Origin of the sequence: Pseudomonas sp. W17 (genome assembly GCF_040268305.1) — a bacterium.
Taxonomy (GTDB): Bacteria; Pseudomonadota; Gammaproteobacteria; order Pseudomonadales; family Pseudomonadaceae; genus Aquipseudomonas; species Aquipseudomonas protegens.
In genome coordinates this window covers 1,042,484-1,068,138 of the sequence record NZ_CP158490.1, presented here as the reverse complement: position 1 = coordinate 1,068,138, position 25,655 = coordinate 1,042,484, and the positions used below count along the sequence as shown (strand labels likewise).

Below are 25,655 nucleotides of genomic sequence, written 5' to 3'. Positions count from 1 at the left end.
GTGAGCCTCCAAAGCGGTGTCGGTGGGTTACACGCCGCCGGCAGTGAGCTTTTCCGGGTCCAGCAGGACCTCCAGCTGGCTGCGTGGCAGATCGGTATGTTCAAGGGCCACGTCGATCACCGGGCGCCCCTGCTTGTAGGCGGTCTTGGCGATCTCCGCAGCCTTCTGATAGCCGATGATCGGGTTCAGCGCCGTGACCAGGATCGGGTTGCGCGACAGCGCTTCCTTGAGCTTGGGCTCGTTGACCTTGAAGCTGGCGATGGCCTTGTCTGCCAGCAGGCGGCTGGAGTTGGCCAGCAACTCGATGCTGCTCAGCAGGTTCTGGGCAATGATCGGCAGCATCACGTTGAGCTCGAAGTTGCCCGATTGCCCGGCCACAGTGATGGTGCTGTCGTTGCCGATGACCTGGGCGGCGACCATCGCGGTGGCTTCAGGAATCACCGGGTTGACCTTGCCGGGCATGATCGACGAACCGGGCTGCAAACCTTCCAGCTCGATCTCGCCGAGCCCGGCCAGCGGGCCGGAGTTCATCCAGCGCAAGTCGTTGGCGATCTTCATCAACGACACCGCGGTAGCCTTGAGCTGGCCGGATACCGTCACCGCAGTGTCCTGGGAGCCGATCAGGGCGAAGAGGTTCTTGCCCGGGGTGAATTGCACCTGGGTCAGCTTGCTCAACTGCTGGCTGAAACGCGCAGCGAACTCGGGATGCGCATTGATTCCGGTACCCACAGCGGTACCGCCCTGAGCCAGGGATTGCAGGCTCGGCAGCAGATCCTGCAGGTGGCTGATATTGGCCTTGAGTTGCTGCGCCCAGCCCTCCAGCACCTGGCTCATGCGCACCGGCATCGCGTCCATCAGGTGAGTGCGGCCGGTCTTGATGAAGGGGTGCACCTGTACCGCCTTGCGCTCGATGACCTCCACCAGATGCACCAGGGCCGGCAGCAGTTGCTCATGCAGGGTCAGCGCGGCGCTGACATGAATGGTGGTAGGGATGATGTCGTTGCTGCTCTGGCCGCAGTTGACATGGTCATTGGGGTTGACCGGTTCACCCAGCAGGCGGCTGGCCAGGGTTGCCAGTACTTCATTGGCGTTCATGTTGGAACTGGTGCCAGAGCCGGTCTGGAAAATGTCCACCGGGAAGTGCGGCATGAAATCACCTTCCAGCAGACCCTGGGCGGCATCGACGATGGCCTTGCCCTGGGCTTCGCTGATCTGCCCCAGTTCGACGTTGGCCTTGGCCGCAGCCGCCTTGGCCAGGATCAGCGCACGGATGAAGGCCGCCGGCATGCGTTGGCCGCTGATGGGGAAGTTGTCCACCGCACGCTGGGTCTGGGCGCCGTACAGGGCCAGTTCCGGTACCTGCAATTCGCCCATGCTGTCGCGTTCGATACGGGTATTACTCATCGGGAAATCCTTGCACCAGTTCTATCAGGGGAATGGAAGGCAGCAGCGAGCAGGTCGCCAACTGCCAGGCGTGGCTCTGCCAGCGCTTGAGCCGGCAATTGCACAAAGACAACCGCTCCATGTCGCGCAACGGCCGCCAGGCCTGGTCCAGGCACAGGCTGCGCCAATGCCAGGGCAGCGCTGTATCGGTTGCGGTATCGATCAATAAACGGAAGGAAGTTTCAGCGACGGTCCAGGCCGACATCGCGGTACAGCAGGCCAGGTAACGGCCTTCGGCGAGGTAATGCTCGATCAGACGGGGTTCGTCCGGTTCCAGTGCGCAACGGATCTGGCGGCTCATCCAGCGCCAGCTTTCGAGGTAAGGCTGCTCGTGCAAGGCAGAACTCATGACCTGGGCTCATTGAATAATGATTTTCATTATTAAATGATATTGAGAATCAAATCAATCTGGCTTGTATGATTTTTGTCCAACTCTTATAGGGCCCGCCTTGCCGGCGAATGAGCCCTTGAGCCTGGTGCCGGATGTCAGGACGCTTTCGCTGGCAAGCCAGCTCCTACAAAAATGGCGGCCATAAAAAACGCGCCACCTCGGGGAGGTGGCGCGTTGGGGCTGAAGCTGGGCGCGGTCAGCTGCCGGCGACGGTCATGCGTTCGATCAGCACCGAGCCGGTGCGGATGTTGCTACGCAGCTCCAGGTCGTTACCCACTGCGAGGATCTGCTTGAACATGTCCCGCAGGTTGCCGGCAATGGTCACTTCCTGCACCGCGAACTGAATCTCGCCGTTCTCGACCCAGAAACCCGCCGCACCGCGGGAGTAGTCCCCGGTGACCATGTTCAGGCCATGGCCCATCAGCTCGGTCACCAGCAGGCCACGGCCCATGCGCCGCAGCAGCGCGGCCTGGTCTTCGTCGCCATGGGTGACGAACAGGTTGTGCACGCCACCGGCGTTGGCGGTGCTCGGCATGCCCAGCTTGCGCCCGGAATAGGTGCCCAGTACATAGGACACCAGCTCACCGTCCTGGATGAACGGCTTGGCGTAGGTGGCCAGGCCATCGCCGTCGAAAGCCGAACTGCCCATGGCGCGCATCAGGTGCGGGCGCTCATCGATGGTCATCCACTGCGGAAACAGTTGTTGACCCAGGGCGCCTTCGAGGAAGGACGACTTGCGGTACAGGTTGCCACCGGAAATCGCCCCGAGAAAACTGCCGAACAGGCCACCGGCCAGTTCTGCGGAAAACAGCACCGGCACCTCACAGGTCGGCACTGGACGGGCACCTAGCCGGCTGGCGGCGCGCTGGGCGGCACGCTGGCCAATGCTCGCCGGGTCGGCCAGCAACTGGCCCTGGCGATTGACGTCGTACCAGTAGTCGCGCTGCATCTGGCCATCCGCCTCGGCAATCATCACGCAGCTCAGGCTGTGGCGGGTGGACGCATAACCACCAATGAAGCCGTGGCTGTTGCCATACACCCGACAGCCCTGGTGGGTGCTGAGGGTGGTACCGTCGGCATTCTTGATCCGGCTGTCGGCAGCAAAGGCCGCTGCCTCACAGGTCAGGGCCTGCTCGATGGCTTGTTCGGGGGTGATGTCCCAGGCGTGGAACAGGTCGAAGTCCTGCAGGTCCTTGGCCATCAAGGCCGCGTCGGCAAGGCCCGAGGCTTCGTCTTCGGAGGTGTGCTTGGCAATCGCCAGGGCCGCCGCCACGGTTTCGCGAATGGCCTCGGGGCCGCTGGCAGACGTACTGGCCGAACCCTTGCGCTGGCCCAGGTAGAGGGTGATACCAAAGCCCTGGTCGCGGTTGAATTCGACGGTTTCCACTTCCCGCTGGCGCACCGAAGTCGACAGCCCCTGCTCCAGGGACACCGCCACTTCACAGGCGCTGGCCCCCTGGCGCTTGGCCTCGGCGATGATCTGCTCGACTTGCTCCTGCAGGGCCGGCAAAGCCTGTGGGCCGACGCTTTGTGCTGCACTCATGCTGTTCTCCACTCAAATTCTGCTTTCGATTAAGGCCGGCGAGCGACCGGGCCGGACAAGCGGCCCTCGACTGGTTATCATGGCGGCGTTTCTTTGCGGACTGCCACCATGGTTGATTCTTACGACGACTCCCTCGATGGGGAGAAAAGCAAATCCCAGGTCAAACGCGAGCTGCATGCTCTGGTTGATCTCGGCGAGCGCCTTACCACTCTCAAGCCCGACTTGCTGAACAAACTGCCCCTGACCGACGCCTTGCGCCGGGCCCTGGCGGATGCACCCAAGCACGTCGCCCATATCGCCCGAAAGCGCCACCTGCAGTTCATCGGCAAGCTGATGCGGGACCAGGACACCGACGCGATTCTGCAACTGCTTGACCAACTCGATGCCTCCACCCGGCAGTACAACGAACGCTTCCATAACCTGGAGCGTTGGCGCGACCGCCTGATCGGCGGCGGCGATGACGTGCTGGAAAAGTTCGTCGGCGAATACCCGGACGCCGATCGCCAGCAACTGCGCTCCCTGATCCGTCAGGCCCAGCATGAGCTGGCGCATAACAAGGCACCGGCCTCAAGCCGTAAAATCTTCAAGTACATCCGCGAGCTGGACGAGACTCAACGCGGCCTGCGCTGAGCCTTGCCACGGGTGAGCTGCCCTGCAGCTCACCCGACGCCCTCCCTCCTTATGCCCCAGTGCCACCCACGGTGATTGCATCGATCTTCAGGGTCGGCTGGCCAACGCCCACTGGCACCGATTGCCCATCCTTGCCGCAGGTGCCGACGCCACTGTCCAGGGACAGGTCATTACCCACCATCGATACCCGGCTCATGGCTTCCGGACCGTTGCCGATCAAGGTCGCGCCCTTGACCGGGGCGGTGATCTTGCCGTCCTCGATCAGGTAGGCCTCACTGGTGGAGAACACGAACTTGCCGCTGGTGATATCCACCTGGCCGCCGCCGAGGTTGGCGCAATAGATGCCCTTCTTCACCGAAGCGATGATTTCCGCCGGATCGCTTTCGCCACCCAGCAGGTAGGTGTTGGTCATGCGCGGCATCGGCAGGTGCGCATAAGACTCGCGGCGACCGTTGCCGGTGCGGGCCACGCCCATCAGCCGGGCATTGAGCTTGTCCTGCATGTAGCCCTTGAGCACGCCGTTCTCGATCAGCGTGGTGCATTCGGTGGGGGTGCCTTCGTCGTCCACGCTCAGGGAACCACGGCGCCCGGCCAGGGTGCCGTCGTCGACGATGGTGCAGAGCTTGGAAGCCACCATTTCGCCCATGCGACCGCTGTAGGCCGAACTGCCCTTGCGGTTGAAGTCACCCTCCAGGCCGTGGCCCACAGCTTCGTGCAGCAGCACTCCGGACCAGCCGGAGCCCAGCACCACCGGCAGGGTTCCGGCCGGCGCCGGAATGGCTTCCAGATTGACCAGCGCCTGGCGCAGGGCTTCACGGGCATAGCCCATGGCCCGATCTTCGCTGAGGAAATAGCGGTAGTCGGTACGCCCGCCGCCGCCATGGCCACCGCGCTCGCGGCGACCGTTCTGCTCGACGATGACGCTGACGTTGAAACGCACCAGCGGCCGCACGTCCGCCGCCAGGCCGCCATCGGTAGAGGCCACCAGGATCCGCTCCCAGACCCCGGCCATGCTCACGCTGACCTGCTGGATGCGCGGATCCAGGGCGCGGGTTGCGGCGTCAACGCGCTTGAGCAGCTCGACCTTCTCGGCCCGGCTGATGACTTCCAGGGGGTTGTCCGGCGCATACAGCTGCGCCACGTCCTGGGTCGAGAACGCCTGCACGGTGCCGTTTTGCCCAGCCCGGGAAATCGAGCGCGCCGCCCGGGCGGCGAGGCCCAGGGCCTCCAGGGTGATGGCATTGCTGTAGGCGAAGCCGGTCTTCTCACCAGATTGCGCACGCACCCCAACCCCCTGGTCGAGGTTGAAACTGCCTTCCTTGACGATTCCGTCTTCCAGGGACCAGGACTCGGAAATCTGCCCCTGGAAATACAGATCGGCGGCATCGATGCCCGGGCCGGCCAGATCGCCCAGCACGCCTTGCAAGCTTTCGATGGTCACGCCGCCCGGGGCTAGTAGATGTTCACTGACAGAGGACAACAACCCGCTCATATGTTTTGGCCTTAAATTCGTCGTACTTATGCAAGCCGTTGCACGCCTTGCGAGAAAATGCGCCGGTGACTGAACACCGGCATCCGCGCCCGGATGGACGCCTGTTCGCTGCTGTCGCGCTCGGCCAGCAGCACGCCTTGACCTTGATCCTGTTGCGCCACTATCCGCCCCCAGGGGTCGACGATCGCCGCATGGCCGTAGGTTTCCCGCGGGCCGGGATGCACGCCGCCCTGGGCCGCCGCCAGCACATAGCACTGGGTCTCGATGGCACGGGCGCGAATCAGCACCTCCCAATGGGCCGCACCGGTGACCGCGGTAAACGCCGAAGGCGCGGTGATTAACTCGGCGCCAGCGGCGCGCAACTCGCTGTACAGCTCGGGAAAGCGCAGGTCATAACAGACTGTAAGGCCGACCCTTCCCACCGGCGTATCCGCCACCACCACCCGGTTTCCATGAGCATAGTCATCGGATTCACGGTAGCGCCCGCGATTGTCCGCCACATCGACATCGAACAGGTGCAGCTTGTCGTAGCGCGCCACGAACTGCCCCTGGTCATCCACCAGCAACGAACAGGCATTGGACTTGGCCTCGGGCTGATCGACGGGGGGCAACGGCAAGGTGCCGGCCACTATCCATAACCTGAGGTCGCGGGCGGCCTGTTTCAACCATGGCAGGATCGGACCTTCGCCCAGCGCTTCGGCGCGACCGATGGCGGCCATGTCGCGGCGCCCCATGGCGGCGAAGTTTTCCGGCAGGACGGCCAGCTTTGCACCGCCGGCAGCAGCCTGTTCGAGCAGGCTCCGAGCCTGCTGCAGATTGGCCAGGACATCGCTCTGGCTGACCATTTGAATCACCGCAAGAGACATGGCGAACTCCTTGTAGGGTAGGCGGCCATGCTACTCCATAGGCGCGAATCGAGGATTCTCAAAACGGTTTGTCGAAGGTGATTTTCGGCTCTTTCCATGGGCCTTTGACGTTGTATTTGACGCTGGCGAAGCGCGCCACGCGGTCACCGATCAGCTTGTCGATCAGGAACAACGCCCCGCCCACCGCCGGCGCACCGACAATCAGCGCGGCAATCGGCAGGTTGTTGGTCACCGGCAGGGTCACCAGCAGCTTGGCGTCGACCTGGTCGGCCACCATGTCCAGGGTGCCATTGAGCTCCAGGTTGCTCGACGGCCCGGTCAGGGTGATCGGCTCGCGAGTGACGTAAACGCCATTGCTCGCCGCCAGCACGCCCCGGACCCGGTCATAGCTCAGGCCCTTGCCGAACAGGTCGGAGAAGTCCAGGCGCAGGCGGCGACCGATGGAGTTGAAGTTGAGCAGGCCGAATACCCGCAAGGCCTGGGCCCCGCCCTCGACTTCGACGAACTGGCCCTTGCGCAGGGTAGCGTCCAGGCTGCCGGAGAAGCGCTTCAAGCCCACCCAGGCCGGCGAGCCCGGCCAACGGCCATCGACGTCCAGGTGAAAATCTTCACTGGTCACGGTCGGGGCGAAGCCCCAGCCCTTGAGCACGTCCGCCAGGTTCTTGCCGCCAATGCGGCCCCGGTACCAACTGTTGCTGGCACCGGCCTGGCCTTCCCAGCCGCCCTCGCCCTGCAACTGCATGCCCTTGAGGCCCAGGTCCAGGCCATTGAAGACCATGCCCCTGGACGTCGGCCGTACCTTGAGCGCCCAGCGGCCGATCAGGTCCTGGCCCTGGAACAGCTGGGCAATGGAAATATCCAGGGGCGGAACGCTCTTCGGATCCACCGAGGCCAGGGGGTCGGGCGCATTTTCATCGGCCTGCGCTGCCGGATCGGCAGCCGGCAGGCGCACGTACGCCATGTCGATGGCCATCGGCGCCGCCTTGGCATCGGGAATCCCGACCTTGCCTTTGGCCTGCTGGCTGTCGATCTGCAACTCCCAGGCAGCGGGCTTGCGCGCCAGCAACAGGTTGACCTGGTCCAGGGTGGTGCCGAAGGCACTGAGCTTGCCAACCTTGAAGTCCGCACTGCTGAGCAACTGTTTGGCGCTGCCTCCCGGGTCCTGCCCGGCGTAGCGATCCACCAGGGCTTTCCAGGGTTCCACATCCAGCTCGGAGAGAATCCCTCGTATCCGCAGCCCTTTACCCGGCGGCAGCAAGGCCGCGCCATCGCCGAGGAACAGCTCGCCCCGACCCTCGGCGAGCTTGCCGCTGGGCGCCGCAAAGGTGAAGTCGGCCAGTTCGCCGTAGTTGAACCAGTAGCGCCTCTCGGCCCCTTGCAGAGTCATGCGAAATACACTGTTGCGCCCGGTGCTGGCCGCCATGCCGAACGGCGCCGGCAGGTCCACCGCTACGCCCTTGAGACTGGAACTGACCATCAACTGGCTGTCGGCTCCGTCCAGGTTCAGTTGCAACTGGTAGGGCACCTCGCCGGACACCGGCAACGGCTGGCCGACTTGCAACCACTCGGTAAGCTTCTTGACCGCAACCTGGCCCTTGGCAACCACTCGAGTGTTGGGTTTGCCCGGCTTGCCATCGGCGAAGATCTGCGCCGTGACCGGCCGCTCGAACGCCTGGGCACTGATGCCCTCGCCACTCAAGCCCTTGGCACTATCGAAGCGGAAATCGCCCTTGAGCTGGGTCAGTTCCAGTTCAGGCTCACTGAGCTTGAGGCGCGCCTTGTCGGTCTTGAACGCCACCACGATCTTCGGCTCCTGGCCCTTGACCAGGGGAATATCCAGATCCAGCTTGCCTTGCAGCTCGCCCTCGCCATGCCAGCCGGCAAAGGTCGAGCCGGTGCCGATCGGCGCTTCCTGGAGAATTTTCACGCCATCGCCCAGGCCACCGGCAAAGGCGCCATCGATGTACATGTGGCTGTCCTGTCCGCTGGCAGCATGGGGAATGTTGACGAAGACATCCCGCACCTTGGTGTCCAGCAACTGGCCTTTGCTGGCGACGATGCGCACGCCGCTGTCTTCGATGAACACATCGCCGCTGACCTTGGTCAGGTGCGGCCAGCCCGGCTGGAATGCCAGCTCGGTATCATGCACCTTGAAGAACAGGCTGATGCTGCGGGCGGCCTCGACGGCGTCATGGTTCAGCGAACCCTGGTACTGGAAGAAGCCCTGGTCCACCGCGCCCTTGAGGATCGCCGTGCGCAGCCATTCATCCACACCGGCGTTGAGCACCTGGGGCAGGTACTTGGCGGTGTAGCGCCCATCGCCGTCCACCAGGCCGACTCGCAGGTCCATGTAGTCTTCCTGGCTGTGGTCGAAATGCAGGCGGATCAGGAAGTCGCCGGCGATCTTGCCCTCTTCGCCCAGCACCTTCAGGTAGGGGGCAATCAGGGTGAAACCTTCCTTGTCGAGCTTCCAGGTCAGGGTGGCGTTGGCCTGGATGTACTGCCAGGGCTTGGCGAAGATCGGGTACAGGTGCAGGGAGAAATCCTTGCTGTCCATGCGCAGCTCGCCCTTGCCCAGGTCGCCGCTGATGCTGCCGCTGACATTTCGTGCTGCCGGAGCACCGTGATAGGCATCGAAGCCAACCCGGTCGAGGTTCGCGGCGAAGCTCAGGCGCTGGTCGCCAGTGTTCTGGGGACGATAGTCGAGCAGCACGTTGCGCAGGCCGCCAGTGACTTTCAGTCGGTCGATGGCCGTGGCCAGGCCTTCCGGCAAGGGGGCCAGGGCATCGAGGATCGGGGTGATCGGCTTCAGGTCCAGGCGGTCGGCCTGCACATGCCAGAGTTCTTCCTGCTGCTCGGTCGCGTTGCGCTGCTGCACCTGCACACGGGATTCCCAGCGGGTCTCGCCGAGGTTCAGCGCCAGGGAGTCAAGCTGCACCTGCAGGCCCTGCTCGTCACGCTGGAAGTAGGCATTCAATGCCAGGTTGCTTAGGGACACCGGCGTGCGCTCGGCATAGGCCCCGGTAAATTGCGGGGCATTCAAGCGCAGCGTGGCGTTTTGCACCCCACCCTTGGCCCACTTCAGCCACAGCTCGCCCCCCGCTTTGAGCTCGGAGAGTTTCCACTCCCGGGTCAGCCGAGCCGGCACCCAACGCGACCAGTCGCTTTGCGGCAAGCTCAGGTACAAGTCGGCCTGGGCATCGCGCCAGGCCTCGGCCCGCATCCTGGTCCGCAGGTTCATTGCCAGGGGCTGGCCGTCCGGCAGCGTCAGGCGCAGCTCCAGGCGCTGGCGGCTGGTACCGCTACGCAGATTGAGCCCGACGTAGGTCAGGGCCACGGGCTGGTGGTCCAGAGGCTGCAAGGTGACCTGGCTGTCCAGCAGCGACAGCTCGGCAACTTGTTGCAGGCGGCCCAGCAACTGCTGGGGGTCCATCGGCTGGTCCTGTTGCACCGGCAGGCCTTCAAGCTGCCACTGGCCGTCCGTGCCCTCTTTCAGGCTCAGGCTCAGGCCGCTGAGCTCCAGGCGGCCGATCCGCAGGTCACGGGCCAGCAGGCTGCCGAGCATATCCGGCGCCACGCTCACCTGATCCAGGCGCAGCGCATTGGCGCCCTCGCCCACCTGCACGTCGTGGGCCAGCAGGATCGGCGACAAGCCGCTCCAGCGCCCCTCCAGGCTACCGATATGCACCGGCAAGCCCACGGCCTGCTGCACCTTGGCCTCGACCTCGGGCTGGTATTCGGCCACCAGCGGGGTCAGTTCCCGGCCCAGACTGACATACAAGGCAGTCGCCACCAGCGCCAGCGCACAGAAGCCAAGCCCCCAGCGAATCAGCGTGGTGAACAGGCGCATCAGCCGCTCCATTTCAGTTGGCTCCCAGGGTAAAAGTCATGCAAAAAGCTGAAGCCAGCCATTTCCACGGATGTAGAACACGCGGAATCAGAGCAGCACCACGTCGTATTGTTCCTGGGAATACATGGTTTCGACCTGGAACCTGATGGTCCGGCCGATAAAACCCTCCAGCTCCGCCACGTTGCCCGACTCTTCGTCCAGCAGCCGGTCGACCACCTTCTGATTGGCCAGCACCCGATACCCTTCTGCCTGATAAGCCCGGGCCTCGCGGAGGATTTCTCGGAATATTTCGTAACAGACGGTTTCCGGGGTTTTCAACTTGCCCCGACCCTGGCAACTGCTGCAAGGCTCGCACAGCACTTGCTCCAGGCTTTCGCGGGTGCGCTTGCGAGTCATCTGCACCAGGCCCAGCTCGGTGATGCCGATGATGTTGGTCTTGGCGTGGTCACGCTCCAGCTGCTTTTCCAGGGTGCGCAATACCTGGCGCTGGTGCTCTTCATCTTCCATGTCGATGAAGTCGATGATGATGATCCCGCCCAGGTTGCGCAGGCGCAGTTGCCGGGCAATGGCGGTGGCCGCCTCGAGGTTGGTCTTGAAGATGGTTTCCTCAAGGTTGCGATGACCGACGAAGGCCCCGGTGTTGACGTCGATGGTGGTCATGGCTTCCGCCGGGTCTACCACCAGGTAGCCTCCGGACTTGAGCGGCACCTTGCGCTCCAGGGCTTTCTGGATTTCGTCCTCGACGCCGTACAGATCGAAGATCGGCCTCTCGCCGGGGTAGTGCTCCAGGCGATCGGCGATTTCCGGCATCAGCTCGGCCACGAACACCGTGGTCTTCTGGAAGGTTTCCCGGGAGTCGATGCGGATCTTCTCGATCTTCGGGCTCACCAGGTCGCGCAGGGTGCGCAGCGCCAGGCCCAGATCCTCGTAGATCACATTGGGCGCGCCGATGGTCTTGATCTGCGCGCCGATCTGGTCCCAGAGCCGGCGCAGGTAACGGATGTCCATCATAATCTCATCGGCCCCGGCGCCTTCGGCGGCGGTGCGCAGGATAAAACCACCGGCCTCCTTGATGCCTTCCTGGGCCACGCAATCACTGACGACCTGCTTCAGGCGCTCACGCTCGGCTTCGTCCTCGATCTTCAGCGAGATACCGACATGGGCGGTACGCGGCATGTACACCAGATAGCGGGAAGGGATCGACAACTGAGTGGTCAGGCGCGCGCCCTTGGAACCGATGGGGTCCTTGGTGACTTGCACCACCAGGCTCTGCCCTTCGTGCACCAGAGCACTGATGCTCTCTACCGCAGTGCCTTCGCGGGTGGAAATTTCCGAGGCGTGGATAAACGCCGCCCGGTCCAGGCCGATGTCGACGAAGGCCGCCTGCATGCCCGGCAAGACCCGCACCACCTTGCCCTTGTAGATGTTGCCGACGATCCCCCGGCGCTGGGTGCGCTCGACGTGAACTTCTTGCAGCACTCCGTTTTCGACCACCGCCACGCGTGATTCCATCGGCGTGATGTTGATCAGAATCTCTTCACTCATGGCAGTGTCTCGTTCAGGCGTGTTCATAGAGGGCAGCAGCAATCGGGTACGGCGCTTTAGCGCACTGGAAGGTTTTGCCAACAGGGTATGCCGAAATGCCCGAGCAGTTCTGCGGTTTCGCACACCGGCAACCCAACCACCGCGGAATAACTGCCATTGAGGCCGGCGACAAACACCGCTGCCAGTCCCTGGATAGCATAGCCACCGGCTTTGTCGCAGGGCTCGCCGCTGGCCCAGTAGAGCGCGGCCTCTGCAGGTGAGATCGGGCGAAAACGTACCAGGCTGCGCACCACTCGCGACTCGCAGCGTTCACCGTCAAGCAGGGCAATGGCGGTGAACACTTCATGCTCACGCCCCGAAAGCGCCATGAGCATCTGCAACGCATCAGCCTGATCCAGTGGTTTGCCGAGAATCCGCCCATCGAGCACCACCGCGGTGTCGGCCCCCAGCACACAGGCCGGGGCCTGGGATTCACTGCTGGTGATCAGCCCGCGCCCCGCCGCAGCCTTGCCTCGGGCCAGGCGCTCGACGTAGGCGGCAGGTGACTCATCGGCCAGCGGGGTTTCATCGATGTCCGCACTGATGGCGGTGAACGGCACGCCGATCTGCGTCAGCAACTCACGCCGACGAGGCGAACCGGAAGCGAGGTAAAGCGGATTCATCAAGACATCTCCCTGTCGAGGTGCGGGCCAATGCCTGACCGAATTAATTGATTTTGAAACGTCGACGCAAGCCGCGCAGGCCGAAGCTGACCCAGGGCCACAACAAGGCACTGACCAGGGCCGGCAGCACCAGGGCCAGGGTCGGCTGGCGGTTGCCGGTCAGTGCGCTGAGCCAGAGTTGAACCAACTGCGCCAGGCCGAAGATCACCAGGATCACCAGGCTCTGCTGCCACATCGGAAACATCCGCAGGCGCTGTTGCAGAGACAGTACAAGGAAGGTGATCAGCGTCAGGATCAGGGCATTCTGCCCCAGCAGGGTGCCGTAGAGCACATCCTCTGCCAGCCCCAGGCACCAGGCAGTGACCATGCCGACCTTGTGCGGCAGGGCCAGGGCCCAGAACGCCAGCAACAGCGCCAGCCACAGCGGACGCAGGATCTCCATGAACTGCGGCAAGGGCGAGACGCTCAGCAGCAGCCCGATAAGAAAGGTCAACCAGACGATCCAGCCATTTCGCGAATAGGTGCTACCCGCCATTATTCTCTTCCTCCGGTGGTAGCCGGTGCTGCTGCCGGTGGTTTGGCAGCGGCCGGTTTCACCACAGGTTTATGGACCGGCTTGGCCGGAGCGTGAGCCGCGGGTTTGGCCGGGGTCGCCGGCGCAGCAGGAGTCGCAGTGGCGGGCGCAGCCCCGGCGTTTGCCGCCGCGGCCGGCTTGGGCACGGTGGCCGGGACCACTGGCGCGGCGCCGGCGCCCTGCTGGTCCTGGGCTTCCTGGGCCTGGGCGGCATCGTTGGCACGCTCTTCGGCGGTACGCGGATCGCTGAATACCAGCAGCAGGTAGCGGCTGCGGTTCAGCGCAGCGGTGGGTACCGCCCGCACAATGGCGAACGGCTGGCCGGAGTCGTGGATCACTTCCTTGACCGTGGCCACCGGGTAGCCGGCGGGGAAACGCTGGCCCAGACCGGAGCTGACCAGCAGATCGCCTTCCTTTATATCCGCGGTGTCGGCCACATGGCGCAACTCCAGGCGCTCCGGATTGCCGGTGCCGCTGGCGATGGCGCGCAGGCCGTTGCGGTTGACCTGCACCGGAATGCTGTGGGTGGTGTCAGTGAGCAGCAGTACGCGGGAGGTGTAGGGCATCAACTCCACCACCTGGCCCATCAGGCCACGGGCATCGAGCACCGGCTGGCCGAGGAACACGCCATCGCGCTCACCCTTGTTGATGATGATGCGGTGGGTAAAGGGGTTCGGGTCCATGCCGATCAACTCGGCCACTTCAACCTTCTCGTTGACCAGTGCCGAGGAATTAAGCAACTCGCGCAGGCGCACGTTCTGCTCGGTCAGGGCCGCGAGCTTTTGCATGCGCCCCTGCAGCAGCAGGTTTTCGGTCTTGAGTTTTTCGTTTTCAGCGACCAGTTCGGTACGGCTGCCGAACTGACTGGCCACGCCTTGCCATAGCCGCTGCGGCAGGTCGGTGATCCAGTAGGACTGCATCAACACCAGCGACATTTGGCTACGCACTGGCTTGAGCAGTGTGAAGCGGGCATCGACCACCATCAGTGCGACCGAGAGAACGACCAGCACCAGGAGGCGCACGCCTAATGAGGGGCCTTTGGCGAAAAGCGGTTTAATAGGCCGCTCCTCCCAGGCAAATGTTGTGTTTATTCATACGGCATCAAACCGGCCTGGATGCAGATTGACAGAAGATAAACGCCACAGGCAGCACTGCAAAGTGCTGCCTGTGAGCGCAACAGCATAGATGCAACCGGCGAAGTTACTCGCTGGAGAGCAGGTCCATGGTGTGTTTGTCCATCATTTCCAATGCACGGCCACCGCCGCGAGCGACACAGGTCAGCGGGTCTTCGGCAACGATCACCGGCAGGCCGGTTTCCTGGGCCAGCAGCTTGTCCAGATCACGCAGCAGCGCGCCACCACCGGTCAGCACCAGGCCGCGCTCGGCGATGTCCGAGGCCAGTTCCGGAGGCGATTGCTCCAGGGCGCTTTTCACCGCCTGAACGATGGTTGCCAGAGACTCTTGCAGAGCCTCCAGCACTTCATTGGAGTTCAAGGTGAAGGCACGTGGCACGCCTTCGGCCAGGTTACGGCCGCGGACGTCGACTTCACGCACTTCACCGCCCGGGTAGGCGGTACCGATTTCCTGCTTGATGCGCTCGGCGGTGGATTCACCGATCAGGCTGCCGTAGTTGCGACGCACGTAGGTGATAATCGCTTCGTCGAAACGGTCGCCGCCAACCCGTACGGATTCGGCGTAGACCACACCGTTCAGGGAGATCAGGGCGATTTCAGTGGTACCACCACCGATGTCCACGACCATCGAACCGCGGGCCTCTTCAACCGGCAGGCCGGCACCGATCGCAGCGGCCATCGGCTCTTCGATCAGGAACACTTCACGGGCACCGGCGCCAAGGGCCGATTCACGGATGGCGCGACGCTCAACCTGGGTGGACTTGCATGGAACGCAGATCAGCACACGTGGGCTGGGCTGCAGAAAGCTGTTTTCGTGAACCTTGTTGATGAAGTACTGCAGCATCTTTTCGCAAACGCTGAAGTCGGCGATCACGCCGTCTTTCATCGGACGAATGGCTGCGATGTTGCCCGGGGTACGACCGAGCATGCGCTTGGCCTCAGTACCAACCGCGACAACACTTTTCTGATTACCGTGGGTCCGAATGGCCACAACCGATGGTTCATTCAGGACAATACCGCGCTCGCGCACGTAAATAAGGGTGTTGGCAGTGCCCAGGTCAATGGAAAGATCGCTGGAAAACATGCCACGCAGTTTCTTGAACATGGGAAAGGGACCCTAGGCAACGCGTGGGTAAAAAAGTGCGGCAAACTCTAACAACGACAGGGATTTTGGGCAAGGCGCCAATATGTTAAATTGGCCGCTTTTCTGTGCACCAACCCCCACAATCGCGGCCATAAGACCGTAGAAATGCGGTAGTGTTCCGACAATCTAACACGCGGACGAAATCCGTTTTTGTTTTCCACTGGAGAATCCCATGGCGCTTGAACGCTCCGACGTGGAAAAAATCGCTCATTTGGCCAGCATCAAGCTCAATGAAGGCGATCTTCCACACATCACCTTGGCCCTGAACAGCATTCTCGGGCTGGTGGATGAAATGCAGGCAGTCGATACCGACGGTATCGAGCCCCTGGCCCACCCCCTGGAAGCCAGCCAGCGCCTGCGCGCAGACGTTGTGACCGAGTCCAATCATCGCGAGGCCTATCAGTCCATCGCACCAGCGGTCGAAAGCGGCCTGTACCTGGTTCCGAAAGTCATCGACTAAAGGGAAAGAGCCTGCAATGCATCACATGACTCTGGCCGAGATCGCCCGCGGCCTCGCCGACAAGAAATTCTCCTCTGTAGAACTGACCCAGACCCTGCTGGCGCGCATCGCCCAGCTGGATCCGCAGATCAACAGCTTCATCAGCCTCACACAGGACCTGGCACTGTCCCAGGCCAAGGCCGCCGACGAGCGTCGCGCCAATGGTGAGAGCGGTGCTCTGCTGGGCGCGCCGATCGCCCACAAGGATCTGTTCTGCACCCAGGGCATCCGCACCAGCTGCGGCTCGAAGATGCTTGACAACTTCAAGGCGCCCTACGACGCCACCGTGGTCGCCAAGCTGGCCGCTGCCGGGGCCGTGACCCTGGGCAAGACCAACATGGACGAATTCGCCATGGGCTCGGCCAACGAGTCGAGCTGGTACGGCGCGGTGAAAAACCCGTGGAACCTGGAACACGTACCCGGCGGCTCGTCCGGCGGTTCCGCTGCGGCGGTCGCTGCGCGCCTGCTGCCAGCCGCTACAGCCACCGACACCGGCGGCTCGATCCGCCAGCCCGCCGCCTTCACCAACCTCACCGGCCTGAAGCCGACCTACGGTCGCGTTTCCCGTTGGGGCATGATCGCCTACGCTTCCAGCCTCGATCAGGGTGGCCCGCTGGCACGCACCGCCGAAGACTGCGCGATCCTGCTGCAAGGCATGGCCGGCTTCGACCCGAACGACTCCACCAGCATCGATGAACCGGTACCGGACTACAGCGCCGGCCTCAGCGGCTCGCTGCAGGGCCTGCGCATCGGCGTGCCGAAGGAATACTTCAGCGCCGGCCTGGACCCACGCATCGCCGAGCTGATCCACAACAGCATCAAGGAGCTGGAAAAGCTCGGTGCGGTGATCAAGGAAATCAGCCTGCCGAACATGCAGCACGCCATCCCCGCGTACTACGTGATCGCCCCGGCGGAAGCCTCTTCCAACCTGTCGCGGTTCGACGGCGTGCGTTTCGGCTACCGTTGCGAGAACCCGGAAAACCTGGAAGACCTGTACAAGCGCTCCCGCGGCGAAGGCTTCGGCAGCGAAGTGCAGCGCCGGATCATGGTCGGTGCCTACGCACTGTCCGCCGGCTACTACGATGCCTACTACCTCAAGGCGCAGAAAATCCGCCGCCTGGTGAAGAACGACTTCATGAGCGCGTTCAACGAAGTCGACATCATCCTCGGCCCGACCACGCCCAACCCGGCCTGGAAGCTCGGCGCCAAAAGCAGCGACCCGGTCGCTGCATACCTGGAAGACGTCTACACCATCACCGCCAACCTCGCGGGCCTGCCGGGCCTGTCGATGCCGGCCGGCTTCGTCGACGGCTTGCCGGTCGGCGTGCAACTGCTCGCCCCGTATTTCCAGGAAGGCCGCTTGCTCAACGTTGCGCACCAGTATCAGTTGAACACTGACTGGCACACCCGCACCCCAACCGGCTTCTGAGGAGACACACATGCAATGGGAAGTCGTGATCGGGCTGGAGATTCATACCCAGCTCACCACTCAATCGAAGATTTTCTCCGGTAGCTCCACCGCCTTCGGTGCCGAGCCCAACACCCAGGCCAGCCTGATCGACCTGGGCATGCCCGGCGTGCTGCCAGTGCTGAACCAGGAAGCGGTGCGCATGGCGGTGATGTTCGGTCTGGCGGTAGACGCCGAGATCGGCCAGCACAACGTGTTCGCCCGCAAGAACTACTTCTACCCCGACCTGCCCAAGGGCTACCAGATCAGCCAGATGGAACTGCCTATTGTCGGCAAGGGCCACCTGGACATCCCTCTGGAAGACGGCACCATGAAACGCGTCGGGATCACCCGCGCGCACCTGGAAGAAGACGCCGGCAAGAGCCTGCACGAAGAATTCAACGGCGCCACCGGTATCGACCTGAACCGTGCTGGCACGCCGCTGCTGGAAATCGTTTCCGAGCCTGACATGCGCAGCGCCAAGGAAGCCGTGGCCTACGTCAAGTCGATCCACGCCCTGGTGCGCTACCTGGGTATCTGCGATGGCAACATGGCCGAAGGCTCCCTGCGTTGCGACTGCAACGTCTCGGTCCGCCCCAAGGGCCAGGTCGAGTTCGGCACCCGCTGCGAGATCAAGAACGTCAACTCGTTCCGCTTCATCGAGAAGGCGATCAACAGCGAGATCCGTCGCCAGATCGAGCTGATCGAAGACGGCGGTAAAGTGATCCAGCAGACCCGCCTGTACGACCCGAACAAGGACGAGACCCGTCCGATGCGCAGCAAGGAAGAAGCCAACGACTACCGTTACTTCCCCGATCCGGACCTGCTGCCCGTGGTCATCGAGGATTCCTTCCTCGATCAGGTACGTGCCACCCTGCCGGAACTGCCACCACAGAAACGCGAACGCTTCCAGGAGCAGTTCGGCCTGTCGGTCTACGACGCCAGCGTACTGGCCACCAGCCGTGAGCAGGCGGACTACTTCGAGAAGGTCGCCAGCATCGCCGGTGACGCCAAGCTCGCCGCCAACTGGGTCATGGTCGAGTTGGGCAGCCTGCTGAACAAGCAGGGCCTGGAAATCGACGAAGCCCCGGTCTCGGCTGAACAACTGGGCGGCATGCTGTTGCGGATCAAGGACAACACCATCTCCGGCAAGATCGCCAAGACCGTGTTCGAAGCCATGGCCAATGGCGAAGGCAATGCCGACGAGATCATCGACAAGCGTGGCCTCAAGCAAGTCACCGACAGCGGCGCGATCTCTGCGGTGCTCGATGAGATGCTCGCAGCCAACGCCGAACAGGTCGAACAGTACCGTGCCGCCGATGAGGCCAAGCGCGGCAAGATGTTCGGCTTCTTCGTCGGCCAGGCGATGAAAGCATCCAAAGGCAAGGCCAACCCGCAACAGGTCAACGAGCTGCTCAAGAGCAAGCTCGAGGGCTGATCGCGGTTTAACCGCAAGCGGCCCCGGCCGCTTGCGCGTGACGAGGGAGCGTGCTCCCGCTCGGTCCGACAGCGACTGCAAACCGGCCGGCGCCGCTCCAGCAAGGAACATCGCCGTCGGCTTGCGGTCTGCCAGACAGACCAGCGGGAGTACGCTCCCTCGCCACATCAACCATCGGAGCTCCCGAATGAAGCGTCTGGTTGCCACTAGCGCCCTGCTCGCTCTGCTCACTGGCTGCGCCACCAGCCACGTCATCGACCCCCGGGGTTATGACGCAACCGGCACCGCCTCCTATTACGGCGCTCGGCACCACGGCAATCGCACTGCCAGTGGCGAGCCCTTCGACCAGAACGGCCTGACCGCCGCCCACCGCGAACTGCCATTCGGCACCCGGGTACAGGTCACCAACCTGGGCAACGACAAGAGCGTCGTGGTACGTATCAACGACCGAGGCCCGCACACCCGAGGCCGCCTGATCGACCTGTCCCGCGCCGCCGCCCAACAACTGGACATGCTGCGCAGCGGAACTGCCAAAGTCCGCGTCCAAGCCCTCAGCGACTGACCCCGGGAGCCCACGCCATTACCGCTTTTGCCGAACTGCCCCTGCTCAGCCTGATCCAGCTCATCAGCGGCCTGGTGATGCTGATCGCCGGCGCCGAACTGCTGGTGCGCGCGGCCATCCGCCTGGCTGCACGCCTGCACATGCGTCCACTGATCATTGGCCTGAGCATCGTCGCCTTCAGCAGCAGCGCGCCACAAATGGCCATCAGCCTGCAGGCGACCCTGGCCGACAACACCGACATTGCCGTGGGCAGCGTGATCGGCAGCAGCATTTTCAACATCCTGGTGACCCTGGGCCTGTCCGCGCTGATCATCCCGCTGCGGGTCTCGCGGCAACTGGTGCGCCTGGACATCCCGCTGATGATCGGCGCCAGCCTGCTGGTGTTCGTGCTGGCCTACAACGAACAACTCAGCCCCAGCGACGGCCTGATCCTGCTGGCAGCCCTGGTGCTGTACCTGGGCCTGCTGTTGCGCCAGTCCCGCCATTCGCACCGCCCCCACTCACCCGCACCGGCCGGCCAGCGCAGTTGGGCACCGCGCATCAGCAGCCTGCTGATGGTCCTGCTCGGCCTCGGCCTGCTGGTCTTCGCCGGGCACTTGCTGCTGGGCGCCGCCGTCTCCGTGGCCGACGACCTGGGGCTTTCCGAGCGGGTCATGGGCCTGACCGTGATCGCCGTCAGCACCTCCCTGCCCCAACTCGCCACTTCGCTGCTGGCGGCCCTGCGCGGCCAGCGCGAGATTGCCGTGGGCAACATCATCGGCAGCAACCTGTTCAACCTGCTGGGAGTGCTGGGCTTCACCGCCCTGGTGGCACCGACACCTCTTTCGGTCTCGCCCAATGCCCTGGACTTCGACCTGCCGGTCATGCTCGGCGTGGCCGTGCTGTGCCTGCCGGTGTTCTATTCCGGATACCGCGTGACCCGGGCCGAAGGCCTGCTGTTTCTGGGCTTGTACCTGGCTTACGGGCTGCATGTGGTGTCCTTCACCACCGGCATGCCTCTGGCCGGCAAGCTGGAACACCTGATGCTGTTTTTCGTCCTGCCAGCGCTGGTGGCGTTCCTGCTGTTCAGTTCGCTGCGAGCCTGGCGCCGCCAACACAAGAAGGAAGCACCATGAGCGAGAACAAGAAAAGCGGGTTGCAGATGCGTCGCCAGGTCATGGGCGATGCGTTCGTCGATCGCGCCCTGGGCAACGCCACCGAATTCACCCAGCCCTTGCAGGACTTCGTCAACGAGCATGCCTGGGGCGGTGTGTGGAACCGTGAGGGCCTGCCGCTCAAGACCCGCAGCCTGATCACCCTGGCGACCCTGACCGCACTCAAGTGCCCACAGGAACTCAAGGGCCACGTGCGCGGCGCACTGAACAACGGCTGCAGTGTCGAAGAGATTCGTGAAGCGCTGCTGCATTGCGCGGTGTATGCCGGAGTGCCGGCGGCCATCGATGCGTTTCGCGCGGCCCAGGAAGTGATAGACACCTATCAGCAACCGCAGTGAACCTGCTGCCGGCTCCTACGCGATAGCCGTGCAGGAGCCGGCTCGCGGCAAAGCCTAGATCCACCCACCCCACTGCAACAGGAAAATCCCGATATTGGTGGTCACCGCCGCCATCACCGTGGTGATGACGATGATCGCCGCCGCCAGTTCGTGGTTGCCATTGGCCGCCCGGGCCATGACAAAACTGGCCGCTGCGGTGGGGCTGCCAAAGTACAGGAACAGGATCCCCAACTCCGCTCCGCGAAACCCGCACAGCCAGGCCCCCAGGGTCGCCAGGGCAGGCAGGCTGACCATCTTCAGCAAACTGGAACTCATCGCCAGCTCGCCGCTGTTGCGCAAGGCTGCCAGGGACAAGGTGCCGCCAATGCAGATCAGCGCCAGGGGCAGGCTCATCTGCGCCAGGTAGCGCCCCGAAGTTTCCAGCCAGTTGGGAATGCCGATCTGCCAGTAGGCGAACGGTGCGGCCACCAGCACACTGACAATCAGCGGGTTGCTGACAACGCTCTTGAAGATGCTCCAGGGATCGGACTTGATCACCGGGCTGTAGACCGCCAGGACGATGGTCGAGAGGGTGTTGTAGAACAGGATCACCAGGGCTGCGAGCACTGCCCCCAGGGAAATTCCGTAATCGCCGTACAGGCTGGCAGCCAGGGCCAGGCCGATGATCGCGTTATTGCCGCGAAACGCGCCCTGGGTATAGATCCCGCGGTCGGCCTTGGGGCAACGCCAGATCGCCCAGCCCCAGGCCAGCCCAAAGCACGCCAGGGTGGCCAAGGAGAAATAGATCAGCACCCCGGGTTTCAACGATGAATGCAGGTCGGCATGGACAATGCCGAGAAACAGCAGCGCCGGCATGGTGACGTTGAACACCAGGGCCGAGGCCGTATGAATGAAGTTGTCGTCGATCCATTCCACCCGTTTGAGCAACAGGCCGAGCAGCAACATGGCAAAGACCGGCGCCGTGATCGTCAGGGTTTCGAGAAAAATAGCCAGCATGGGCGGGTGGACCTTGAGCCTGTCGTTAGGGCGCTAATAATAATTCAATCCGCACGCTGGCGTCTGGAGCCTCGCTTCCATCGGATCTGCCTGCCCCACGCAGTACCCAGCCTACGGCTCCATTGCGGGGCGGAAGAAAAAATGCTGCAGCGGTGCATTCGCTTCTTGACGGGAAAACGTTTTCCTCTATGCTCGATTCAACTGTATATACATACAGTTAAATAAGGAAATACCCCCATGACATATCAAGGAGCTAGAAATGTCAGGACTCTCTGCACAGAAGCAGCAACAGCCACAACACGCGGGCAAGATCGTCGCCGACCTGGACCGCCTGTTCAGTGAACAAGGCATCGCCATTTCCGGCGATGGCGACACCCTGGTACTGGTCGCCGATGGCCACCACACCATTAAGTACCACCGCCCGGAAGACCTGCCTCGTTCTGCACAAAAAACCACCAAGGGCCAGCCACAGCTGCGTTTCGAGGGCGGCGAACACACAGCCATCGGCGACAGCACCCTGCTGCGCTTCGTCAAGGATGCACCGGCCATCCCGGCGTGGCAGGTCGAACTGCACCTGCCTAACGGCCTGGCGCTAACCTACGGCCAGGTGGTGGCCCTGGGAGGCGACTTCTATGGCATTCCCGAGCAGCCGATCTGCGAAGGCGCAACCCCCAGTGATCGAGTGCAGCGCTTTATCGCGGCGTTCAACTCCCTTGCGGTACTGCCGGCGGCGAAAGACGAAGCCCGGCAGATCCTTGCAGTGATGCAAAAGGAAATCGTCGCCGCCAACCAGGCGATCCGCGACGGCAAGCAGCCCCATGAAGCCTATGACGCCCTGGGCGACACCCTGTCCGAGGAGTGGAACAAGATAACCGGGGGCGGCAGCTTGGTATCCGCCCTGTTCCCCCTGGGGCGCTACCTGAAGCTGGCGGCCAACAACGCCGATCACTTCGGCGAGTGGGCCCTGGCTGCCTACACCGCAGGGCATACCGCTGCGCTGCAGCAAGCGGTACTGGCGGGCAAGAGCGCGGACGACAAGCAACTGGAACTGGCTTACGCAATGAACGCCTTCGCCGACCATTTCCTCACCGATCTGTTTTCCTCCGGCCACGTACGGGTGCCGCGCAAACAGGTGGCGGCGGTCGTCACCCCCAGCGACCTGGGTTCGCTGATTACCCGCTTCATGCATGACGAGGACAGCAAGTTCGGCCTGAATGTCAGCAACGCCCAGGGCGATCGCTGGCACGCCTATGGCGACAAGCGCTACTTCGACAGCGTCGACCATCGCAATCGCCAGCAAGTGAAGATGGCAGTGCAGAGTTCGGCAGACGAAATCTTCGCCAGCTACCTCAGCGGCAACCTCCCCGCTCCCGCCAGCTACGCAGCCCTTAAAACCCTGCCGGACCTGAATGCCGCGAAAACCGGCAACTTCTCGCCACTGTTCGTGATGAGTGGCGACAAGGTCCTGCGCCGCAGCGACGTCAACAACCTCAATGACAGCAAGACCATCGACAACTGGTGGGGCTGGAGCACCTACCTGCTGCTGCAGAACTACAGCCCGAACAAGCCGGCCGGCTACCTGGAAACCCCCAGCGCGGTTCCGGTGATCCTCGCCGATGGCTGGCAGAGCCACAGCCCCAGCGAACCCAACTGGCTGCCAGGCCACGCGGTGCGCTACGCCCTCAGCGAAACCAACGGGTTGAACGAGTCCTACATCGGCCCCTGGTCGGCCTATGTGGAACTGAGCGACAGCTTCCAGCCAACCCTGAGCATTCCGGCCGGCACCAGCAACAGCAGCGCCACCGGGCGCAATGTGTTCCGCCAGTTCCGTGGTGGTTCACCGGAGCTGGTCGGCTCCATCGACAAGAACGCCAGCCACTTCATCGACAGCAACGCCTGATAAGGAGATCACCATGGCTATCAACCTGAAACTGCAACTGGCTTCCGGCCAGTCTCTCAAGGATGCTCCACTGGAGCTGCTGCTCAACGGCGCCCCGATCGCCCGAGCCAGCGTGGATGAACACGGCAACGTGGCCTTCAACGCGAAGCCGGGCAGCGGCCAGTTGGCCGTACGTGTGGACCGTTCGATCCTGCACCAGGCCTAATCGCGGCCTGTAGGAACGGCTCGCTCGCGAAACGGCCCTCCGTCAGGCCGTGAGGGTCTGCTCTTGCAGATGCCCCTGCTCGATACGAACGAGCCGTGGATGGAAGCGCTTGAGGCTGCTGCGATGGCCGACGCTGACAATGCTCAGGCCCGGCAACTGATCGATCAGCGCCTGATACAAGGTGGCTTCGTCCTCTTCGTCCATGGCCGAGGTGGCCTCATCCATGTACAGCCACTGCGGTGCATAGAGCAGGGCCCGGGCAAAGGCCAGGCGCTGCTGCTCCCCCGGCGACAACATGCGCTGCCAGTGATTGCTCTCGTCCAGACGCGCCACCAGATGGGGCAGGCGGCAAGTTTCCAGGACCTGTGCATAACGCTCCTGGGGGTAGCTGTCGCCCGACTGTGGATAACTCAAGGCTTCCCGCAGGCTGCCAATGGGCAGGTAGGGCTTCTGCGGCAGGAACAGGTAACGCCGGTTCGGCAGCAGGATGCTCCCGTGCCCGGCCGGCCACAGCCGGCCCATGGCCCGCAGCAAGGTACTCTTGCCACTGCCGGAACGGCCGCTGAGCATGAGCCGCTCACCTGGGTTCACGGTCATTTCGGCGCCGGCCAGCAGATGCCGACCATCGGCCAGGTCCAGGCCCAAGTCACGTACGCACAATTGTTCGCCCTGATGCTGCACGTCGATAGCCGGGGTCCGTTCTTCGTTATCACTCATGGCCTGGCGGAAACTCAGCAGACGATCACAGGTGGCGCGCCAGGCCGCCAGGTCCGAATACGCACTGATGAACCAGCTGAAGTTCTCCTGAACGTTCCCGAACGCCGAGTTGATCTGCATCAGCTCACCCAGCTCGATCTTGCCGGAAAAGTACCGCGGGGCTGCCACGATAAAGGGGAAGATGATCGCAATCTGGCCATACCCGGCGGTGAAGAAGGTCAGGCGCTTGGAGACCTTCATGATGTTCCAGAAGTTGTGCCAGACCTTGCCGAAACGGCTGCTCAGACGCTGGTTCTCGTTCTTCTCGCCGTCATACAGGGCAATGCTCTCGGCATTCTCCCGTACCCGCACCATTGAAAAACGCAGGTCGGCTTCGAAGCGCTGTTGCTGGTTGTTGAGGCCGATCAGGCGGCGCCCGATCAAGTGGGTCAGCCAGCTGCCGACAGCGGCATAGACCAGCGCGCACCAGAACATGTAGCCGGGAATGGTGTAGTCGAACACCTCGATACTGCCGGACACCCCCCACAGGATGATCGAGAAGGACACCAGGCTGACAATGTTGCGGATCAGCCCCAGGCCCAGGGACAGCGTATTGCTGGTAAAGCTGTTGAGGTCTTCGGAAATCCGCTGGTCCGGGTTGTCGGTGTAGCCGCCCTGCTCCAGCTGGTAGTAGTTCTTGTGGCCCAGCCAGCGGGCAAAGTGCTTCTCGGTGAGCCAGGCCCGCCAGCGGATGGTCAGCATCTGGGTCAGGTACAGACGGTACACCGCCCCCAGGATCGCCACCGCGGCAATCCCGCAGAAATACAGGATCAAGTGCCAGAATGCCGCTTCGTCCTTTTTCTGCAAGGCGTTGTAGAAGTCCTTGTACCAGCTGTTGATCCACACCGAGATGGCCACGCTGAACAGCGACAGGCCGATCACCGCAACCAGCAACAGCCAGGCCTTGCCCTTTTCCTCACTGCACCAGTACGGCGTGATCATGGCCCAGACCCGGCGAAAGAATTGCCCGCGCACGGCATCGTTGACCGCGGAGTATTCAGCGTTCTGATTCATCGTTGAGGCTCGATAGGAAGAAGGGCAAGCGTTGAGCCGATCATAGTAGATCGGCTCGCTTTTTCACGACGCC

The 25,655-nt window shown here is 63.0% G+C and carries 22 protein-coding genes; 9 read left to right on the top strand and 13 right to left on the bottom strand.

Annotated features, from left to right (window positions below; translation table 11 throughout):
• Window positions 1–27: 27 nt before the first annotated feature.
• From ABCR88_RS04755 to pmbA, 3 genes are all read right to left on the bottom strand, one after another.
• A complete protein-coding gene (locus ABCR88_RS04755) occupies window positions 28–1,404 on the bottom strand; it encodes a class II fumarate hydratase (RefSeq protein WP_041115976.1) in 1,377 nt (458 codons plus the stop codon).
• Window positions 1,397–1,792 carry a FagA protein gene (locus tag ABCR88_RS04750; RefSeq protein ID WP_232643012.1) on the bottom strand — a complete coding sequence of 132 codons (396 nt, stop codon included), beginning with the start codon at window positions 1,790–1,792 and terminating at the stop codon, window positions 1,397–1,399. Before ABCR88_RS04750 ends, ABCR88_RS04755 begins: the two co-directional genes overlap by 8 nt.
• A 238-nt stretch (window positions 1,793–2,030) precedes the next feature.
• Entirely contained in the window at window positions 2,031–3,377 is a 1,347-nt protein-coding gene (gene pmbA, locus ABCR88_RS04745) for a metalloprotease PmbA (RefSeq protein ID WP_210457590.1), read from the bottom strand.
• A gap of 108 nt (window positions 3,378–3,485) precedes the next feature.
• On the opposite strand from pmbA, the gene yjgA reads away from it, so the two are divergent.
• Window positions 3,486–4,007 carry a ribosome biogenesis factor YjgA gene (gene yjgA, locus ABCR88_RS04740; RefSeq protein ID WP_011059258.1) on the top strand — a complete coding sequence of 174 codons (522 nt, stop codon included), beginning with the start codon at window positions 3,486–3,488 and terminating at the stop codon, window positions 4,005–4,007.
• Between the two features lie 49 nt (window positions 4,008–4,056).
• Here yjgA and tldD read toward each other — a convergent pair whose 3' ends face one another.
• The 8 genes from tldD to mreB all read right to left on the bottom strand — a co-directional run bounded on the left by tldD (window position 4,057) and on the right by mreB (window position 15,234).
• On the bottom strand, window positions 4,057–5,499 hold the full coding sequence (tldD, locus tag ABCR88_RS04735; RefSeq protein WP_350404180.1) for a metalloprotease TldD: 1,443 nt from the start codon (window positions 5,497–5,499) through the stop codon (window positions 4,057–4,059).
• 26 nt (window positions 5,500–5,525) lie between these two features.
• A complete protein-coding gene (locus ABCR88_RS04730) occupies window positions 5,526–6,365 on the bottom strand; it encodes a carbon-nitrogen hydrolase family protein (protein WP_041115973.1) in 840 nt (279 codons plus the stop codon).
• A gap of 58 nt (window positions 6,366–6,423) precedes the next feature.
• Window positions 6,424–10,227 carry a YhdP family protein gene (locus ABCR88_RS04725; RefSeq protein ID WP_350404179.1) on the bottom strand — a complete coding sequence of 1,268 codons (3,804 nt, stop codon included), beginning with the start codon at window positions 10,225–10,227 and terminating at the stop codon, window positions 6,424–6,426.
• Window positions 10,228–10,302: 75 nt separating this feature from the next.
• Window positions 10,303–11,760 (bottom strand): ribonuclease G, encoded by a 1,458-nt coding sequence (rng, locus tag ABCR88_RS04720; protein WP_011059254.1) that lies wholly within the window; start codon window positions 11,758–11,760, stop codon window positions 10,303–10,305.
• Between the two features lie 56 nt (window positions 11,761–11,816).
• The gene (locus tag ABCR88_RS04715) at window positions 11,817–12,422 is read right to left on the bottom strand and encodes a nucleoside triphosphate pyrophosphatase (protein ID WP_011059253.1); all 606 of its coding nucleotides are present in this window, start codon (window positions 12,420–12,422) and stop codon (window positions 11,817–11,819) included.
• Between the two features lie 43 nt (window positions 12,423–12,465).
• Window positions 12,466–12,957, bottom strand: coding sequence for a rod shape-determining protein MreD (gene mreD, locus ABCR88_RS04710; RefSeq protein ID WP_011059252.1), 492 nt, complete (start codon window positions 12,955–12,957; stop codon window positions 12,466–12,468).
• The gene (mreC, locus tag ABCR88_RS04705; protein WP_072443017.1) at window positions 12,957–14,054 is read right to left on the bottom strand and encodes a rod shape-determining protein MreC; all 1,098 of its coding nucleotides are present in this window, start codon (window positions 14,052–14,054) and stop codon (window positions 12,957–12,959) included. The genes mreD and mreC overlap by 1 nt, the downstream gene beginning before the upstream one ends.
• A 142-nt stretch (window positions 14,055–14,196) precedes the next feature.
• The gene (gene mreB / locus ABCR88_RS04700) at window positions 14,197–15,234 is read right to left on the bottom strand and encodes a rod shape-determining protein MreB (RefSeq protein ID WP_002555108.1); all 1,038 of its coding nucleotides are present in this window, start codon (window positions 15,232–15,234) and stop codon (window positions 14,197–14,199) included.
• Window positions 15,235–15,445: 211 nt separating this feature from the next.
• On the opposite strand from mreB, the gene gatC reads away from it, so the two are divergent.
• The 6 genes from gatC to ABCR88_RS04670 all read left to right on the top strand — a co-directional run bounded on the left by gatC (window position 15,446) and on the right by ABCR88_RS04670 (window position 20,711).
• Window positions 15,446–15,733 (top strand): Asp-tRNA(Asn)/Glu-tRNA(Gln) amidotransferase subunit GatC, encoded by a 288-nt coding sequence (gene gatC, locus ABCR88_RS04695; RefSeq protein ID WP_041115970.1) that lies wholly within the window; start codon window positions 15,446–15,448, stop codon window positions 15,731–15,733.
• Window positions 15,734–15,749: 16 nt separating this feature from the next.
• Complete coding sequence (gene gatA, locus ABCR88_RS04690) at window positions 15,750–17,201, top strand: Asp-tRNA(Asn)/Glu-tRNA(Gln) amidotransferase subunit GatA (protein WP_041115969.1); 1,452 nt, start codon at window positions 15,750–15,752, stop codon at window positions 17,199–17,201.
• 10 nt (window positions 17,202–17,211) lie between these two features.
• Window positions 17,212–18,657 (top strand): Asp-tRNA(Asn)/Glu-tRNA(Gln) amidotransferase subunit GatB, encoded by a 1,446-nt coding sequence (gatB, locus tag ABCR88_RS04685; protein ID WP_041115968.1) that lies wholly within the window; start codon window positions 17,212–17,214, stop codon window positions 18,655–18,657.
• Window positions 18,658–18,844: 187 nt separating this feature from the next.
• The gene (locus ABCR88_RS04680) at window positions 18,845–19,219 is read left to right on the top strand and encodes a septal ring lytic transglycosylase RlpA family protein (protein WP_011059247.1); all 375 of its coding nucleotides are present in this window, start codon (window positions 18,845–18,847) and stop codon (window positions 19,217–19,219) included.
• A 50-nt stretch (window positions 19,220–19,269) separates the two neighbouring features.
• On the top strand, window positions 19,270–20,334 hold the full coding sequence (locus ABCR88_RS04675; protein ID WP_026020272.1) for a calcium/sodium antiporter: 1,065 nt from the start codon (window positions 19,270–19,272) through the stop codon (window positions 20,332–20,334).
• On the top strand, window positions 20,331–20,711 hold the full coding sequence (locus ABCR88_RS04670; protein WP_011059245.1) for a carboxymuconolactone decarboxylase family protein: 381 nt from the start codon (window positions 20,331–20,333) through the stop codon (window positions 20,709–20,711). The genes ABCR88_RS04675 and ABCR88_RS04670 overlap by 4 nt, the downstream gene beginning before the upstream one ends.
• A 54-nt stretch (window positions 20,712–20,765) precedes the next feature.
• Here ABCR88_RS04670 and ABCR88_RS04665 read toward each other — a convergent pair whose 3' ends face one another.
• Window positions 20,766–21,707, bottom strand: a complete 942-nt coding sequence (locus ABCR88_RS04665; RefSeq protein WP_232643018.1) for an AEC family transporter — start codon at window positions 21,705–21,707, stop codon at window positions 20,766–20,768.
• A gap of 259 nt (window positions 21,708–21,966) precedes the next feature.
• Here ABCR88_RS04665 and ABCR88_RS04660 point away from each other — a divergent pair, with 259 nt between their 5' ends.
• Window positions 21,967–23,607, top strand: coding sequence for a phospholipase (locus tag ABCR88_RS04660; RefSeq protein ID WP_350023606.1), 1,641 nt, complete (start codon window positions 21,967–21,969; stop codon window positions 23,605–23,607).
• Window positions 23,608–23,620: 13 nt separating this feature from the next.
• Window positions 23,621–23,812 carry a hypothetical protein gene (locus tag ABCR88_RS04655; protein ID WP_011059242.1) on the top strand — a complete coding sequence of 64 codons (192 nt, stop codon included), beginning with the start codon at window positions 23,621–23,623 and terminating at the stop codon, window positions 23,810–23,812.
• 42 nt (window positions 23,813–23,854) lie between these two features.
• Here ABCR88_RS04655 and ABCR88_RS04650 read toward each other — a convergent pair whose 3' ends face one another.
• A complete protein-coding gene (locus ABCR88_RS04650; RefSeq protein ID WP_350404174.1) occupies window positions 23,855–25,582 on the bottom strand; it encodes an ABC transporter ATP-binding protein/permease in 1,728 nt (575 codons plus the stop codon).
• Between the last annotated feature and the right edge of the window lie 73 nt (window positions 25,583–25,655).

Bases quoted from the DNA above. Each gene is read 5' to 3' on its own strand.
- ABCR88_RS04755 (WP_041115976.1), bottom strand. From the start codon at position 1,404: ATGAGTAATACCCGTATCGAACGCGACAGCATGGGCGAATTGCAGGTA.
- ABCR88_RS04750 (WP_232643012.1), bottom strand. From the start codon at position 1,792: ATGAGTTCTGCCTTGCACGAGCAGCCTTACCTCGAAAGCTGGCGCTGG.
- pmbA (WP_210457590.1), bottom strand. From the start codon at position 3,377: ATGAGTGCAGCACAAAGCGTCGGCCCACAGGCTTTGCCGGCCCTGCAG.
- yjgA (WP_011059258.1), top strand. From the start codon at position 3,486: ATGGTTGATTCTTACGACGACTCCCTCGATGGGGAGAAAAGCAAATCC.
- tldD (WP_350404180.1), bottom strand. From the start codon at position 5,499: ATGAGCGGGTTGTTGTCCTCTGTCAGTGAACATCTACTAGCCCCGGGC.
- ABCR88_RS04730 (WP_041115973.1), bottom strand. From the start codon at position 6,365: ATGTCTCTTGCGGTGATTCAAATGGTCAGCCAGAGCGATGTCCTGGCC.
- ABCR88_RS04725 (WP_350404179.1), bottom strand. From the start codon at position 10,227: ATGGAGCGGCTGATGCGCCTGTTCACCACGCTGATTCGCTGGGGGCTT.
- rng (WP_011059254.1), bottom strand. From the start codon at position 11,760: ATGAGTGAAGAGATTCTGATCAACATCACGCCGATGGAATCACGCGTG.
- ABCR88_RS04715 (WP_011059253.1), bottom strand. From the start codon at position 12,422: ATGAATCCGCTTTACCTCGCTTCCGGTTCGCCTCGTCGGCGTGAGTTG.
- mreD (WP_011059252.1), bottom strand. From the start codon at position 12,957: ATGGCGGGTAGCACCTATTCGCGAAATGGCTGGATCGTCTGGTTGACC.
- mreB (WP_002555108.1), bottom strand. From the start codon at position 15,234: ATGTTCAAGAAACTGCGTGGCATGTTTTCCAGCGATCTTTCCATTGAC.
- gatC (WP_041115970.1), top strand. From the start codon at position 15,446: ATGGCGCTTGAACGCTCCGACGTGGAAAAAATCGCTCATTTGGCCAGC.
- gatA (WP_041115969.1), top strand. From the start codon at position 15,750: ATGCATCACATGACTCTGGCCGAGATCGCCCGCGGCCTCGCCGACAAG.
- gatB (WP_041115968.1), top strand. From the start codon at position 17,212: ATGCAATGGGAAGTCGTGATCGGGCTGGAGATTCATACCCAGCTCACC.
- ABCR88_RS04680 (WP_011059247.1), top strand. From the start codon at position 18,845: ATGAAGCGTCTGGTTGCCACTAGCGCCCTGCTCGCTCTGCTCACTGGC.
- ABCR88_RS04670 (WP_011059245.1), top strand. From the start codon at position 20,331: ATGAGCGAGAACAAGAAAAGCGGGTTGCAGATGCGTCGCCAGGTCATG.
- ABCR88_RS04665 (WP_232643018.1), bottom strand. From the start codon at position 21,707: ATGCTGGCTATTTTTCTCGAAACCCTGACGATCACGGCGCCGGTCTTT.
- ABCR88_RS04660 (WP_350023606.1), top strand. From the start codon at position 21,967: ATGTCAGGACTCTCTGCACAGAAGCAGCAACAGCCACAACACGCGGGC.
- ABCR88_RS04655 (WP_011059242.1), top strand. From the start codon at position 23,621: ATGGCTATCAACCTGAAACTGCAACTGGCTTCCGGCCAGTCTCTCAAG.
- ABCR88_RS04650 (WP_350404174.1), bottom strand. From the start codon at position 25,582: ATGAATCAGAACGCTGAATACTCCGCGGTCAACGATGCCGTGCGCGGG.